Here is a 14513-nt window from a genome sequence, read left to right on the forward strand (position 1 = left end):
GCGAGACCAACTTTACGCTTCGGCCGTCGCCTCCGGCGCCGCGCCCGCTTTTTCGCTCTCGAACGGGGATTGACCGCGACGCACGTCGCTCTCGATCCTGCCGTCGGTCACCGTCACCATCCGCGGCATCGACTCGGCGAAGCTCGGATTGTGCGTGACGACCACGATCGTCGTGCCGTGCTTGCGGTTGATCTCGAAGAAGAGATCGTGCATCGCCTTCGAGGTGCTCGAATCGAGGTTGCCCGTCGGCTCGTCGGCGAGCAAAAGCTTCGGCGAGAGCACGAGCGCGCGGGCCAGCGCCACGCGTTGCTGCTCGCCGCCCGAGAGCTCGCCGGGCCGATGCGTCACGCGGTGCGCAAGTCCCACCTCCGTGAGCAGCGCCGTCGCGGGCGCCTCCATTTCCTTGCGTGATTTGCCCTGGATCAGCCCGGGCATCATCACGTTCTCCAGCGCATTGAACTCGGGCAAGAGGTGGTGGAACTGGAACACGAAGCCAATCGTGCGGTTCCGGATCGCCGCGAGGCGCGCGCTCGGCAGGCCCACGAGGTGCTCGCCCGCGAGCTTGATCTTCCCGCTCGTCGGCAGATCGAGCGTGCCGATGCAATGCAAGAGCGTGCTCTTGCCCGCGCCCGAGGGGCCGACGATCGCCACGACCTCGCCTTGATCGATGACGAGATCGATCCCGCGGAGCACGTCGAGGCGGCGCCCCATGTGGACGAACGATTTTTGCAGATTCTCGATGACGATGAGCGGCTCGCTCATGGGCTCACTCGTAACGGAGCCCGTCGACGGGCGATAGCCTCGACGCCGCGCGGGCCGGATAAAGGGTGGCGATCGTGCAGATGATGAGCGCGGCGACCGCGACCATCGCGTAGTCGCTCCCGTTCACGTTCACCGGCAATCGGTCGATGTAATACACCTCGGGATCCAGCCGGACGCCGAAGCGCGCGAGGCCCGAGCAAGCGGCGAACGCGGTGCCCACGCCGAACACGGTGCCAATGCCGCCGATGATGACGCCTTCGAGCATGAAGATGCGCATGATCGCGCCGTCGGAAGCGCCGAGCGCCTTCAGAATGGCGATCTCCTTGCCCTTCTCGGTCACCATGAGGAGCAGCGTGCAGACGATGCAGAAGCTCGCGACGGCGATCGCAATGGAGAGGATGATGAACGTCGCGATCTTCTCCAGCTTGAGGGCGCTGAAGAGGTTCTTGTTCATCTCCACCCAGTCGCGCACGCGGAGCGGCTCCTTGCCCTCCCCCATGTCGAACTTGGCGGCCGCGGCTTGCACGAGCGGCGTCACCTCCGCGACCCGCTCGGGATCCGGCACGCGCACGTCGATCTGGCTGATGTTGTCGCCCATGCTGAAGAAGCTCTGGGCCACGTCGAGCTTGATGTACGCGTGCGTCGCGTCGTACTCGTACATCCCGCTGTAAAAGATCGCCGCGACGCGGAACCGGCGGGTCCTCGGCATCACGCCCATCGGACCGAGCTCGCCCATCGGCGAGAGCAAGGTGATCTCGTCGCCCACGAGCACGTGCAGGCTCTTCGCGAGCTCCTTGCCGATGATCACGCCCGGCAGGACCTTCACGTCCTTCCGCAGCGCCGCCTTCACCGCCGGATCGAGGTCCACCGAGGCGCGCAGGTCCGGCCCCTTGAAGTACGGCTCGCCGCCGGGGCCCCGGCCGATGATCGTATCCGGCGGCAGATCCGCGAGCTTCTCCGGATCGTCGAGCCAGTCGAAGTTGCCGACCTCGATGTTCTGCTTGAGGTCGATCACCTGCGCGATCGTGTTCGTGTCGATGCCACGCACGAGCGCGCCCGCGGTGTTCGACGCCGACGAGCCCATCGCGTCGCCCGCCACGACCGGCGTCGCTGCCCCGCCCTTCGGCGCGACCGCGAGCCGGATGCCGTCGAGCTTGTCCTCCCAGTCGCCGAAGCCGCCGGGCCGCGTGACGTCGACGACGATGTGCGCGTTGTTGCCCAGGATCTTGCGCTTCAGGTCGGCGCCGAAGCCGCCCATGATGCTCGTCACGGAGCAGAGCGCGCACGAGCTCACGGCGACGCCGGCCATGCTGAGCACGCTGATCACCGTGAGAAACCCGCTCTTCGTGGCGCGCACGTGCCGCGCGCCCACGTACGAGCTGAAGCCCCGGCGCTCGAGGACGTCGAGGATCACCGGCAGGAGCGCGGCGAGCACCGCGAGGAGGAAAACCACGCCCGTGCCGAGCGCGGAGAACCCGACGATCTCGTCGCGCAGCCGGAACGGCGCGAACCGCTCGCGTGGGGTCTTCGCCGCGAAGTACGAGAGTACGGTGAAGGCAAACCCGAAGAGCGATCCGAAGAGCCAGCCGATGCCCCGCGCCGAGCCTGCTTGCAGGCGCCGGATGCCGAGCACGGCGAGCCACACCGACGCGAGGACGGAGAGGATGCGCAGGACGAGGAAGGGCACCTGGTCGATCAACTACCGCTGGCCTCGGGTCGGAGGAGGGGGAAGAGGATGACGTCGCGGATCGACGCGGCGCCCGTGAGCAGCATCGTGAGCCTATCGACGCCCATGCCGAAGCCCGCGGTCGGCGGCATGCCGTACTCGAGCGCGCGCACGTAATCGGCGTCGTAGTCCATCGTCTCCTCGGCGCCTTTGGCCTTCTTCTCGACCTGCGCCCGGAAGCGCGCGTCCTGATCCTCGGGATCGTTCAGCTCGCTGAAGGCGTTGCAGAGCTCGCGGCCGTCGACGAAAAGCTCGTACCTGTCGACGAGCGTTCCATTCCCGTCCTTCTTCCGCGCGAGCGGCGAGACCTCGAACGGGTAGTCGATGATGAACACGGGCAGGCTCTTCGAGCCGTCGTCCGTGCGGTAATCCGCCGTGAGGAAGGGCTCGGCGAGGTATTCGTAGGCGCAGAAGACACGCTCGCCGTCGCTGTCGCACTTCTTCATGCCCGAACGGAAGTTCGCCCAGTCGATCTCGCGCTTCTTCTCCTTGGCGGCCTTCGCCCAGACCTTGATCGGCGCGTCGTCGTCGGCCACGCGCGTGGCGACCTCGGGGGGCAAACCGGAGCGGGCGAGGGCGTTCTCGATGGCCTTCGCCATCGGGACCCGGACGAACCGCTCGAAGGACCAGGTGCGCGCCTTCGCCCAAGCTGCGTGCTCCTCGGGCAGGGCCGCGGCGAGCGCCTCGTCGACAGCGCGCAGCATGGCCTCGGTCTGGTCCATGAGCGTCTCGTACGTGGCGTAGGCCTGGTAGTACTCGAGCATCGTGAACTCGGGGTTGTGCCGCGTGGAGAGCCCCTCGTTCCGGTAACAGCGCGCGATCTCGTAGACGCGCTCGAAGCCGCCCACGACGAGCCGCTTGAGGTAGAGCTCCGGCGCGATGCGCATGAAGAGCTCCATGTCGAGCGCGTTGTGGTGCGTCTTGAAGGGCCGGGCCGCCGCGCCGCCGATGATCGTGTGCATCGTGGGCGTCTCGACCTCGAGGAACCCTTTGCCGTCGAAGAAACGGCGCAGCGCCGAGATGAGGAACGTACGCGCCCGGAAGACCGTGGCGACCTCGCGGTTCGCCACGAGGTCGACGTAGCGCATGCGGTAACGCGCCTCGACGTCCTTGAAGCTCGTCTTCGTGGGCAGCGGGCGATAGGCCTTCGTGAGCAGGCGGAAGCTCGTCGCCTTGACGCTGAGCTCGCCCTTCTGCGTGGCCATCGCCGTTCCGCTCGCCTCGATGATGTCGCCGAGGTCGATCTCCTCGTGCAGGCGCGCGTAGGCCTCGCCGAGCACGGCCTCGTCGCAGTAGAGCTGAAGCTCGCCCGTGCGATCGCGCAGGCGCACGAACGAGACGCCGCCCATCTGCCGCAGGAAGAGGACCCGGCCCGCGATCCGCAACGGCTCGGGCGCGACCTTCTCCGCGTCGTACCGACCCGCGGCGTTTTTCGCGCCGTCGAACCGCGCGCGGGCCGACGCGAGATCCACGAGCGGCTCGCCCGACGTGACGTCGTTGGCGAACGGGTTTTCCCCGCGCTCGCGGATCTTCGCGGCCTTCTCTTTGCGAACGGCGATGAGGGTCTCCTCGGCGTGTTGCGTCGCCGCGGCCGAAGAGGCCCCCTTTACGGACTTGTCCTGCTTGTCCTCGCTCACGCGTCGTCCTCTGCGACCACTTGGCCGCCCTTCTTCAGCGTGCCGCCCGCCGCGGCCATGAGGTACGCCTCGATGAACGCGTCGAGATCCCCGTCGAGCACCGCGTCCACGTTGCCCGACTCCGTCGCGGTCCGCACGTCCTTCACGAGGCGGTAGGGGGCGAGCACGTAGTTGCGGATCTGGCTGCCGAAGTTGATCGCGGTCTTCGAGGCCTGATACGCGGCGTTCTCGGCGTCGCGCCGCGCGAGCTCGCGCTCGTAGAGCTTCGCCTTCAGCATCTTGAGCGCCATCGCCCGGTTCTGATGCTGGCTGCGCTCGGCGCGGCAGACGATGTTGATCGTCGGATCGGGCAGGTAGCGCAAACGCACCGCCGTCTCGACCTTGTTCACGTTCTGCCCGCCCTTGCCGCCGGCGCGCATCGTCGTGATCTCGATGTCCTTCTCGTTGACCTCGATCTGGATGTCGTCGCCGACATCCGGCGTGATCTCGACCGCGGCGAACGCCGTTTGTCGGGTGTGATCCGCGTTGAACGGGCTCATACGCACGAGCCGATGCACGCCGGTCTCCGAGCGCAGATAGCCGTAGGCGCCCGGCCCCGAGACGGTGAACGAGACGGCGTCGATGCCAGCCTCGTCGCCGTCCTGGTAGTCGATGATCTCCGTCTTGTAGCCGCGCCTCTCGCAGAAGCGCAGGTACATGCGGAGCAGCATCGCGGCCCAGTCCTTGGCGTCCGTGCCGCCGGCGCCCGGGTGAATGCTGACGATCGCGTTCGACTGATCGGCGGGCCCGCTCAGCATCCGTTCGAGCTCGACCTTGCGCAGGCGCGCGTCGAGCTCACCGACCTGCTTCTCGCAGTCGGCGATCGCGGCGTCGTCGTTCTCCGCGGCCGCGAGCTCGAGGTACTCGGCGGTGTCGTCGATGGCGCGGCCGAGCGTCTGCGCGACCTCGAGCTTCTGCTCGACATCGGCGCGCTTGCGCAGCGTGGCCTGCGCCTTCGTTTGATCGTTCCAGAAACCAGGCTCGAGCGACTTTTGCGTCAGCTCGGCGAGCATGCGGGACAGCTTGGGGACGTCAAAGATGCCCCCTTAGCGCCGCATAGCGCCTTTTAAGGTCTTCGATTTTCTCGCGGGTCTCGGACAGCATGGGCGGCGGTTTATTCGATTTCCGCCGCCCACGCTAGGGGTTTGGCGCTTGCTGCGCCACGATCACGTGGGATCGGGGCCGGGCGTCTTCTCGCCGTTCGCGGGCAGCTCGGGCTTCTTGATGTACTCCTGCGGGATCTCGCCCGTCAGCGATTTCAAGAAGGCCACGATGTCCGCGACGTCCGCGTCGGACAGCTCCTTGCCGAGCTGGTGGTAGGCCATCGCCTGCACCGCCGTCTCCAGCCGATCGTAGGCGCCGTCGTGGAACCACGGGCCCGTCTCCGCCACGTTCCGCAGCGTCGGGACCCGGAAGACCATCTTGTCCTCGTCCTTCTTCGTGACCTCGTAGCGGCCGAGATCCTTCTGGTTCGGGTACGCCTTGATCAGGCCGAGCTTCTGGAAGCTCGATCCGCCGAGCGCGCTGCCGCTGTGGCACGAGGTGCAGCCGTTCTGCACGAACTTCGTGAGGCCCGCGCGCTCCTGATCCGAAAGCGCGCCCTTGTCGCCGGCCATGTACTTGTCGAAGCGCGAGGGCGTCACGAGCTGCCGCTCGAACGCGCCGATCGCCTTCGCCATGTTGTCGTACGAGATCGGCTCCTTGTCGTCGGGGAAGGCCTTCTTGAAGGCGTCCTCGTAGCCCGGGATCGACTCGAGCACCGCGACGACGCTGGCCTCGTCCTTCATGGCCATCTCGACCGGGTTCAGGATCGGACCCTTGGCCTGATCTTCGAGCGTGCCCGCGCGACCGTCCCAGAACTGCGCGACGTACCCGCCGGCGTTGTACACCGTCGGCGCGTTGCGGCCGCCGAGCTGGCCTTTGTGGCCCTTCGAGACCTTCGTGCCGTCGACGCCGAACTTGTCGAGCATGTGGCACGAGTTGCACGAGAGGTCCTGGTTCTTCGAGAGCCGCGTGTCGTAGAAGAGCTGGCGGCCGAGAGAGACCTTCTCGGGCGTGATCGGGTTCGTGTCGGTCTCGCCGCTCTTCGCCTCGTACTTGGCGGGCAGCGTGCCGAAGTTGTTCTTCATGTCCGCGAGGTCGAGCTCCGCGAGCTTCGCGGCCTCTGCGGAGGCGTTCGCCCCCTTCTTCTTCTGCTGAAACGGGAGCGGCGTGGCTTCACGCTCGCCGCAGCCGGCAGCGCCTGCGAACGCCGCGGCAGAGATCAAGAGCAGTGGCAGGAACTGGCGGAAGCGCATCGGTGACGTGTCTCCTCGCAACGCGGGAGCCCAGATTGCGTACGAGGGGGCTCCTCGGCGCTTCCTCTTAGGTGACAACCCCCGGCGGCGTCAACGATCGGCTGCGGAGACGACGGATCGAACGAAAGGTGCCCCAACGGAAGCAGGAGCCCGAGCGCCGGTCGGGCTCGCCCGCCGCAGCGGAGCCATCCGGATCGCATGGCCACGGCCCGGTCGGGTAGGATGCGGAAGAACGGGGAGGAGGCACCGTGGGAGGGATGCAGGCTACGTGGGGGAAACGTTCGTCGCGGCTTTTCGGGGCGTTGGCCGTCGCGCTCGCGGGTTTGCTCACCTCCGCCGAAGGGAAGGCCGCTGACGAGGCGGCCTTCGAGCGGGACCTCGCCGAGCAGATCCAGAAGCTCGATCCCGAGGCGGCGAAGCTGTTTGCCGAGGCAAACGCGGCGCGCGAGCGGAATGATCTCGCGGGCGCGGCGGAGCTCTACGAGAAGGTGCGCGCGCAGGTGCCGAAGTTCTCGGCCGCGACGCGAAGGCTCTGCACGGTGAAGCTCCACCAGGGCGCGCGGGACGAGGCCGTCGCGCTCTGCCGCAAGGCGCTCGCGACCGAGGACGTGGCCGAGAACAAGGCCGCCCTGGCGCAGGCGCTCCTGATGCGGCCGCAAGGCGCGTCGCCGAACACGTCGGAGCAACGGGAAGCGTTCGAGCTCGCGAGCTCGGCCGCGGCGCGCAAACCCGACGACAAGTTCGCCCAGCTCCTGCTCTGTGAATCGGCGCTCCAGTACAGCCGCTTCGATCAGCTCCGGAGCTGCTCGCGCGCGCTCGAGCGCATCGCCCCGACGTTCGCCCCGACGTACCTCTATGCATCGATGGTCGACGCATCCGAGGGCAAACTCGGCGAGGCCGTCGAGAAGCTCGAACGCGCGAAATCACTCGGCATCGACGACCAGACGTACACGTCGCTCAAGGGCCAGTACGAGGAGGCGATGCCGTTTTACGAGCGATACGGCACGACGCTGCTCTACGGCTTCCTCGGGTGGCTCGTGGGGCTCGCGGCGCTGCTCGGGCTCGGGGGTCTGCTCAGCAAGCTGACGCTGCGCGCGGCGACGGCCGTGCCGAAGTCGGCGGACGAAAACGCGACGGGCGCGGACAAATGGCTGCGGCGCATCTACGGCGTCGTGCTCTGGGCTTGCTGCGCCTACTACTACATCAGCCTTCCGATCGTGATGTCGCTCGTGCTCGTCGCGGGCGGCGGCATCATTTACGGCTTCGTCGCGATCGGGCGGATCCCCGTGAAGCTCGTGGCGATCGTCGCGATCTTCACGCTCGTGTCGCTCTGGGCGATGCTGAAGAGCATCTTCTTCCGGCCGAAGGAGAGCGAACCCGGCGACAAACTCGATCTCGCCGAGCACCCGAAGCTCCGCGCCGTGCTCGAAGAAGTCGCCGGACGCATCGGCACACGGCCCGTGGACAACGTGTACATGACGCCGACGACGGAGGTCGGCGTCTTCGAGCGCGGCGGGCTCTTGCGGCAGCTCACGGGGCGCACGGAGCGATGCCTCGTGCTCGGCGCGGGCGTGCTCGACGGCTTTTCGATCGGCGCGTTCAAGGCCGTCCTGGCGCACGAATACGGGCATTTCCACAACGAGGACACGGCCGGCGGCGGCTTCGCGCTGGCCGTGCGGCGGAGCGTGTTCACGATGGCGCTCTCGCTCGCGCAGGGCGGCGCCGCGGCCTGGTACAACCCGGCGTGGCTGTTCGTGAACGGGTTCCACAAGATCTTCCTGCGAATCTCGCAGGGCGCTTCGCGGTTGCAGGAGGTGCTCGCGGATCGATGGGCGGCGTTCGCGTACGGCGCGGAGGCGTTCACCGAGGGCCTCAAGCACGTGATCGATCGATCGATCCGCTTCGACGTGCACACGCAGGTCGCGCTCTCGGAGGTGATCCAGGAGAAGCGCGCGCTCGCGAACCTCTACCGCTACCGCGTCCGCGGAAAAACCCCGGAAGAGGCCGAGATCGAGAAGGCGATCGACGAGGCGATCCACGCCGAGCCCTCGCCCTACGACAGCCACCCGAAGCCCGCGGATCGTTTCGCCTGGGTGAACGCGCTGCCGAAGCGCGCGATCGAGGTCTCGCCCGACGACACGCTGGAGGTCTGGGCGCTGTTCGAGAGCCGCGCGAAGCTCGAGAAGCAGATGACGCAGAAGATCCGCGAGGCCGTGGCGATGAACCACGGCGTGATCATCCCCGCGGGCAAACCGAAGGCGAAGAAGAAGGACGAGGCGGAAGAGGAGACGGACGAGGCGGAGGAGCAGGCCCCGGAGGCGGCGGGGGCCGGCGCGGGTTCGGGGGCGTAACTCGGCTCGTCCGAGCGCAGCCCCCGAGCGTAAAACTCACGCCATTTCGAGGAAGAGCCGATCCGGGTTCTCGAGGTACCCGATGATCTCGTAGGCGAACGCCGCGCCGATGTGGCCGTCGATGATGCGGTGGTCGAAGGACAAACTCAGCAGCATCACGTCGCCGATCACGATCTGACCGTCGCGCACCACCGGCTTCTGCTTCATCTGGTGGATGCCGAGGATCGCGACCTCGGGGAAGTTCAGGATCGGCGTCGCGAAGAGGCCGCCCTGCGCTCCGAGCGAGGTGATCGTGAACGTGGAGCCGCCGAGATCCTCGGCCCGGACCTTGCCGGCCTTCGTGTCGTCGCCGAGGCGCTGGATGTCCTTGGCGATGTCGAGGATGCTCTTCCGATCGGCGCGACGCACGACCGGCACCATGAGGCCCGCCTCGGTGGCGGACGCGATGCCGATGTCGTAGTAGCGGCGCTGCACGATCTCCTGCGTGGTCTCGTCGAAGGCGCTGTTCAGCGAGGGGTGCTTCTTCAGCGCCGCGACGACGGCCTTCACGAAGAACGGCAAGAACGTGAGTTTTACGCCGGCCTTGTCCGCCGCGGGCTTGAGGCGCGCGCGGAGCTCCTTCAGCGCCGTGACGTCGCACTCCTCGACGAACGTGAAGTGCGCCGCGGTGTGCTTCGAGCGGGCCATCTGGTCGAAGATCCGCTTGCGCACGCCACGCAGCGGCGTCCGCTCTTCCAGCGACTCCTCGCCGGCCGGAGGCGGCGGGACCCGCACGGGCGCGGGGGCCTTCGCCGTGACGGGCGCAGGCGCCGCCGCGGGCTGCGCCTCGACGACCGGCGCAGCCTTGGGCGCGGGCGCCGTCGGGAGCGACTCGGGCACGTGCGCGGTCACGGCCGTGTGCATCGCGAGAGGCACCGGCGTGGACGCCGCGCTCGCGCCGCGAACATCGTCCTTCGTGACCCGACCGCTCGGGCCCGTGGGCGTGACCCGACGCAGATCCACGCCGAGATCCCGCGCGAGCTTGCGCGTGGCCGGCGTGGCGAGGGGTTTGTCGTTGTAGTACGCGGCCACGGGCGCGGCCGTGATACCGTTCGTCGTATGCGAGGATCCGAGCGGCATGAGGTTCATGCCGGGCAGGTCCTCCTTGATGTCACCGACCGCGGTCGCGGCCGGGCCATCACTCTTCGCGGCCTTCGGCGTGCTCGCGGCCGTCGGCTCGGCCGCCGCGGCGGGCGCGAGCGTGCTCGCAGTCGTAGCCGCGGGTTTGTCGCCGTCGAGATCGAACACGACGAGCACCGAGTGCACGGCGACGATCTGGCCCTCCTTGGCGCGCGTCTCCAGGATCTTGCCGGCTTTCGGCGCGGTGATCGTGACGGTCGCCTTGTCCGTCATCACCTCGACCATCGGCTGGTCTTCCTTGACGACGTCGCCCGGCGCGACGAGCCACTTGACGATCTCGCCTTCGGTGACGCCTTCGCCGATGTCGGGCAGCTTGAACTCGAAGCTTGCCATCTCAGTACCTCGCGGTCTCGATGATCGCCGGCAGGATGCGGTGGGAGAGCGGCAGGTACTCCATCTCGAGCGTGTACGGGAACGGCGTGTCGAAGCCGGTCACGCGCTTCGGCGGCGCCTCGAGGTGGAGGAAGGCCTTCTCGTTGATGAGCGCGACGATCTCGCCGCCGAGCCCGCAGCTCTTCGGCGCCTCGTGCACCACGACCACGCGGCCCGTCTTCTTCACCGACGTGATGATCGTGTCGATGTCGAGCGGCCAGAGCGTGCGCAGGTCGATGATCTCGCAGTCGATGCCCTGCGCCGCCGCCTGGTTCGCCGCGTCGAGCGCCTCGTAGAGCATCGCGCCCCAGACGACGATCGTCACGTGCTGCCCCTTGCGCACGACGCTGGCCTTGCCGAGCGGGACCGTGTGATCGCCCTCGGGGACCTCGCCCTTCGCCGCGCGGTAGATGCGCTTCGGCTCGAAGAAGAGGACCGGATCCGGGTCGCGGATCGAGGCGAGGAGCAAGCCCTTCGCGTCCGCCGGGTTCGAGGGACAAACCACCTTGAGGCCCGCGACGTGGATGAACTGCGCCTCGGGCGACTGCGAGTGGTAATGACCGCCGCGAATGCCGCCGCCCGTGGGCGTGCGGATGACGAGCTTCGCCGGATACTCGCCGCCCGAGCGATAGCGGTACTTCGCCAGCTCGGAGACGATCTGATCGTACGCGGGGAAGATGAAGTCGGAGAACTGGATCTCGGGGACCGGGACCAGGCCGTAGAGGGCCATGCCGATCGCCGTGCCGATGATGCCACCCTCGGACAGCGGGGTGTCGATCACGCGGTCGTCGCCGAACTCGTCGAAGAGGCCCTGCGTGACGCGGAAGACGCCGCCGACCTTGCCGACGTCCTCGCCGAGCACGACGACGCGGCTGTCGCGCCGCATCTCGTGGCGGAGGGCGTCGTTGATGGCCTGGACCATGTTCATCTGAGGCATCGTGCTATCTCTCCGTGACCTTCTCGAAAGGAGGGCGGGTTTCCCCGAGGATCAGTGGCCGTGCCCCTTGGCGCGCGGGCCGCGCAGAAGCTCGTCCCGCTGCTCTTGCAGGTGCCAGGGCAGCTCGCCGTAGACGTCTTCGAAGAGCGACTCGAGCGGGGGCGCCTGGGTCTTCTCGGCGACCGCGATCGCAGCCTTGAGCTCGGCGTCGAGCTCGGTCTCGAGCTCCTTGTCCTGCGCGTCGGTCCAGCCAATCGTGCGCTCGATGTGCCGACGCAGGCGCGGGATCGGGTCGAGGCGGCGCCAGGAATCCAGGCCGGCCTCGGGCCGGTACGCCTTCGGATCGTCGCTCGTCGAGTGGCCTTCGAGGCGGTACGTGAGCGCCTCGATGATCGTCGGCCCCTCGCCCCGCACAGCGCGGGCGACCGCGTCGCGCGTCACCTTGACGACGGCGAAGAGGTCGTTGCCGTCGCAACGAACGCCGGGGACGCCGTAGGCGATGCCCTTCTGCGCGAAGGTGTCGCTCGCGGTCTGCCGCTCGGTCGGCACGCTGATGGCCCAGCCGTTGTTGCGGCAGAAGAAGACCGTCGGGGTCTTGAAGACGCCCGCGAAGTTCATGCCGTTGTGGAACTCGTTCGAGCTCGTCGCGCCGTCGCCGAAGTACACGAGGACCGCCGCGTCCTCCTTGCGGATCTTCGCGGCCCAGGCGAACCCGACGGCCTGCGTGATCTGGGTGCCGATCGGCGAGCTCACCGAGCCGAACTTGCCGCTCTTCCACGTGTAGTGGTCCGGCATCTGGCGACCCTTCACGGGATCGTTCGCGTTGCCGAACATGTTGTCGACGTACCGCTGGAGCGGCATCCCACGCCAGAGCGCCGCGGCAAACTCGCGGTAGCACGGGAAGATCCAGTCGTTCTGCCGCATGGCGAAGGCGCTGCCGAGGATGCTCGCCTCCTCGCCCTTGCAGCCGATGTGGAAGCCGATGCGCCCCTGCCGCTGCAGGAGGACGAGGCGCTCGTCGAGCAAGCGCGCGCGCACCATCGCGCGGTAGAGGGTGAGCACCTCGTCGCTGCGAAGACCAGGATCGTTCGTCGGATCGAGAGTGCCGTCGTCGCGGAGAACACGCACGACGTCAGGCGCATGCGCGTCGAGCGGATGCCGCGCGACCGGGTGGGCGGAGCCTTCCATGCTGCCCCCCGAGGCAGTGGAGGCGAGGCTCGATGCGGGTTGGGTGGCAGTGCTCATGATGGCGCCCGGACCGTAGTCAAAGGGCGACAGAATGGCCAGTGGACAAGCGACGATCTCGGCATTTTACAACACGCCGCGTCGTGATTGCTGCATCTGCGAAAAAGCCCCAGAACGGCCGGCAATCATTGCGCGAATTCGTGCTGCACGTGCAGCATGACGGACACGCACGAGAGCATGCGTGCGCGTCCGAACGTCACGCTTCAGACGGTGCCGAGCGCGTCGCAGGCTTCCGCGATCGCAGCGTCGACCGCCGCCGCGCCGAGCGTGAAGCGCTGCGCGATCCGATCGAGGAGCGCACGCTCACCAGGTCGAATGCCGCCCGACGCGCGCGCCATGATCGCGGCGATGCGCAGGACCTCACGCTGATGATCGCGATGCGTGATCATCTGCGCGATGTGCGCGACGCGCTCGTCTTCGCTCTCGCGCTGCTGCGCGGAGGCGAGCTCGCCGAAGAGGGCCTCGATCTGCTCGGCCGAGACCTTGCCATCGCAGCCGATGCCGATGATCGCGCGCAGCACGGCGTCCTCGGTCGACGAGAGCGGGCCATCGGAGGTGGCCACGAGGTACGCGCTCTCGACGGTGCCCTCGAAGAGCGCAGCCGCCGCAGGATCGAATCCGGAAGGGGCCGTGGCCTCGTCCCCGATGGGGGCGCTCTGCGCGAGGCGCGCCGCCTGCGCCAGGATCGAGTGCTGCACGCCGCGCGGGGCGTTCGGCCCAGGCCGTGCGATGCACTGCGTGACGCGCTCGATGAACTTCTCGTCAGGGGAGCTCATGCCAGGGTCCTTCCCTCGACGCCCCTTTTCACACACTCCGGGCGAAACGCCAAGCCCCGCGCTCGGACGTCACCGACGTACGAGCGACGCGGCCGGGACGAGGCCCGCTGCCTCACTCCTGGCGCTGATCGACGCTCCCAGCGGAACCTCGACGCTCGAAGGAGAGCCGAGCTCCAAGGCGACCCGCGCAGCCTCCCGACGCGCGACATCGAGCCGCGCATCGAGCTCGGCCTGCACGTCGCCGCCCTCACCGCCCTTGCCCCGCAAGAGGCTGCGCAGGAACACCTCGGCGGCGCGGTAGCTCGACCGAACGAGCGGGCCGGACGCGGCGTAGAGGAAGCCCATCGCGAGGGCTTCTTCCTCGTACCGCGCGAAGGTCTCCGGCGGGACGAAGCGCAGGACCTCGTGGTGCTTGGGCGTGGGCCGGAGGTACTGGCCGATGGTGACGACGTCGACACCGACGCCGCGGAGATCACGCATGGTCTCGACGACCTCGTCGTCCGTCTCGCCGACGCCGACCATGATGGAGCTCTTCGTGAGTTGCCCCTCGATCCCCTGCGCCCGCGCGCGCGCCTTGGCCCGCTCGAGCACGGCGAGGGACTGGTCGTAGCTCGATCGGACGTCACGCACGGTACGCGTGAGGCGGCGGATGGTCTCGACGTTGTGCGCGAAGACGTCGGGCCGGGCGTCGACGACGGTGTCGACGGCCGAGAGATGACCGCAAAAATCTCCGACGAGGGTCTCGACGAGGATGTCGGGGCGAAGCGACTTCAAGCGCTGGACGGTGCGTCCGACGTGCTCGGCGCCGCCGTCGAGGAGGTCGTCGCGGTTGACCATGGTCATGACGACGTACTGGAGATCGAGCCGGGCGATCGCGCGCGCGACGTGCTCGGGCTCGCGGGTGTCGACAGCTCCGCGCGGGTTGCCGGTGGTGACGGCGCAGAAGCGGCAGCCGCGGGTGCAAACGTCGCCGAGGAGCATCACCGTCGCCGTGCCCTCGCGCCAGCACTCGCCCACGTTGGGGCAACGCGCCTCCTCGCAAACGGTGTGGAGATCGAGCTCGCGGAAGGTCTGCTTGAGGTGATGGTACGTGTCGCCGCCAGGCGCGCGGACTTTGAGCCAGGGGGGCTTGGGGGCGAAGCGGGAAGCGGCGGTCATGGATTCCGTTCTGGAGCCGAGGAGAGGCGGGGGC

At 68.0% G+C, this 14513-nt stretch carries 11 protein-coding genes; 1 reads left to right on the forward strand and 10 read right to left on the reverse strand.

What is annotated here, in order from left to right; translation table 11 throughout:
• Nucleotides 1–12: 12 nt before the first annotated feature.
• The 5 genes from QHF84_RS33330 to QHF84_RS33350 all read right to left on the reverse strand — a co-directional run bounded on the left by QHF84_RS33330 (nucleotide 13) and on the right by QHF84_RS33350 (nucleotide 6461).
• Nucleotides 13–762, reverse strand: coding sequence for an ABC transporter ATP-binding protein (locus QHF84_RS33330; RefSeq protein WP_281317535.1), 750 nt, complete (start codon nucleotides 760–762; stop codon nucleotides 13–15).
• A gap of 4 nt (nucleotides 763–766) precedes the next feature.
• A complete protein-coding gene (locus QHF84_RS33335) occupies nucleotides 767–2449 on the reverse strand; it encodes an ABC transporter permease (RefSeq protein WP_281317536.1) in 1683 nt (560 codons plus the stop codon).
• An 8-nt stretch (nucleotides 2450–2457) separates the two neighbouring features.
• Nucleotides 2458–4125: a lysine--tRNA ligase gene (gene lysS / locus QHF84_RS33340; RefSeq protein WP_281317537.1), complete on the reverse strand. Its 1668-nt coding sequence runs from the start codon at nucleotides 4123–4125 to the stop codon at nucleotides 2458–2460.
• Nucleotides 4122–5268 (reverse strand): peptide chain release factor 2 gene (gene prfB, locus QHF84_RS33345; protein WP_281317538.1). Its coding sequence is split into 2 segments (ribosomal slippage): nucleotides 4122–5198 and nucleotides 5200–5268, totalling 1146 coding nucleotides; the frame shifts between segments, so codons are not numbered across the junction. Before prfB ends, lysS begins: the two co-directional genes overlap by 4 nt.
• Before the next feature lie 62 nt (nucleotides 5269–5330).
• A complete protein-coding gene (locus QHF84_RS33350; RefSeq protein WP_281317539.1) occupies nucleotides 5331–6461 on the reverse strand; it encodes a cytochrome-c peroxidase in 1131 nt (376 codons plus the stop codon).
• Between the two features lie 257 nt (nucleotides 6462–6718).
• Here QHF84_RS33350 and QHF84_RS33355 point away from each other — a divergent pair, with 257 nt between their 5' ends.
• Entirely contained in the window at nucleotides 6719–8812 is a 2094-nt protein-coding gene (locus tag QHF84_RS33355; protein ID WP_281317604.1) for a M48 family metalloprotease, read from the forward strand.
• A gap of 36 nt (nucleotides 8813–8848) precedes the next feature.
• On the opposite strand, the gene QHF84_RS33360 is transcribed toward QHF84_RS33355, so the two are convergent.
• From QHF84_RS33360 to lipA, 5 genes are all read right to left on the reverse strand, one after another.
• On the reverse strand, nucleotides 8849–10324 hold the full coding sequence (locus QHF84_RS33360) for a dihydrolipoamide acetyltransferase family protein (protein ID WP_281317540.1): 1476 nt from the start codon (nucleotides 10322–10324) through the stop codon (nucleotides 8849–8851).
• A gap of 1 nt (nucleotide 10325) precedes the next feature.
• Nucleotides 10326–11300: an alpha-ketoacid dehydrogenase subunit beta gene (locus tag QHF84_RS33365; protein ID WP_281317541.1), complete on the reverse strand. Its 975-nt coding sequence runs from the start codon at nucleotides 11298–11300 to the stop codon at nucleotides 10326–10328.
• Between the two features lie 51 nt (nucleotides 11301–11351).
• Nucleotides 11352–12545, reverse strand: coding sequence for a thiamine pyrophosphate-dependent dehydrogenase E1 component subunit alpha (locus QHF84_RS33370; RefSeq protein ID WP_281317542.1), 1194 nt, complete (start codon nucleotides 12543–12545; stop codon nucleotides 11352–11354).
• 203 nt (nucleotides 12546–12748) lie between these two features.
• Nucleotides 12749–13321 (reverse strand): hypothetical protein, encoded by a 573-nt coding sequence (locus tag QHF84_RS33375; RefSeq protein ID WP_281317543.1) that lies wholly within the window; start codon nucleotides 13319–13321, stop codon nucleotides 12749–12751.
• Between the two features lie 69 nt (nucleotides 13322–13390).
• Nucleotides 13391–14479 carry a lipoyl synthase gene (gene lipA, locus QHF84_RS33380; RefSeq protein WP_281317544.1) on the reverse strand — a complete coding sequence of 363 codons (1089 nt, stop codon included), beginning with the start codon at nucleotides 14477–14479 and terminating at the stop codon, nucleotides 13391–13393.
• Nucleotides 14480–14513: the final 34 nt, after the last annotated feature.

It is taken from the genome of Polyangium sp. y55x31 (assembly GCF_029946505.1).
Taxonomy (GTDB): Bacteria; Myxococcota_A; Polyangia; order Polyangiales; family Polyangiaceae; genus Polyangium.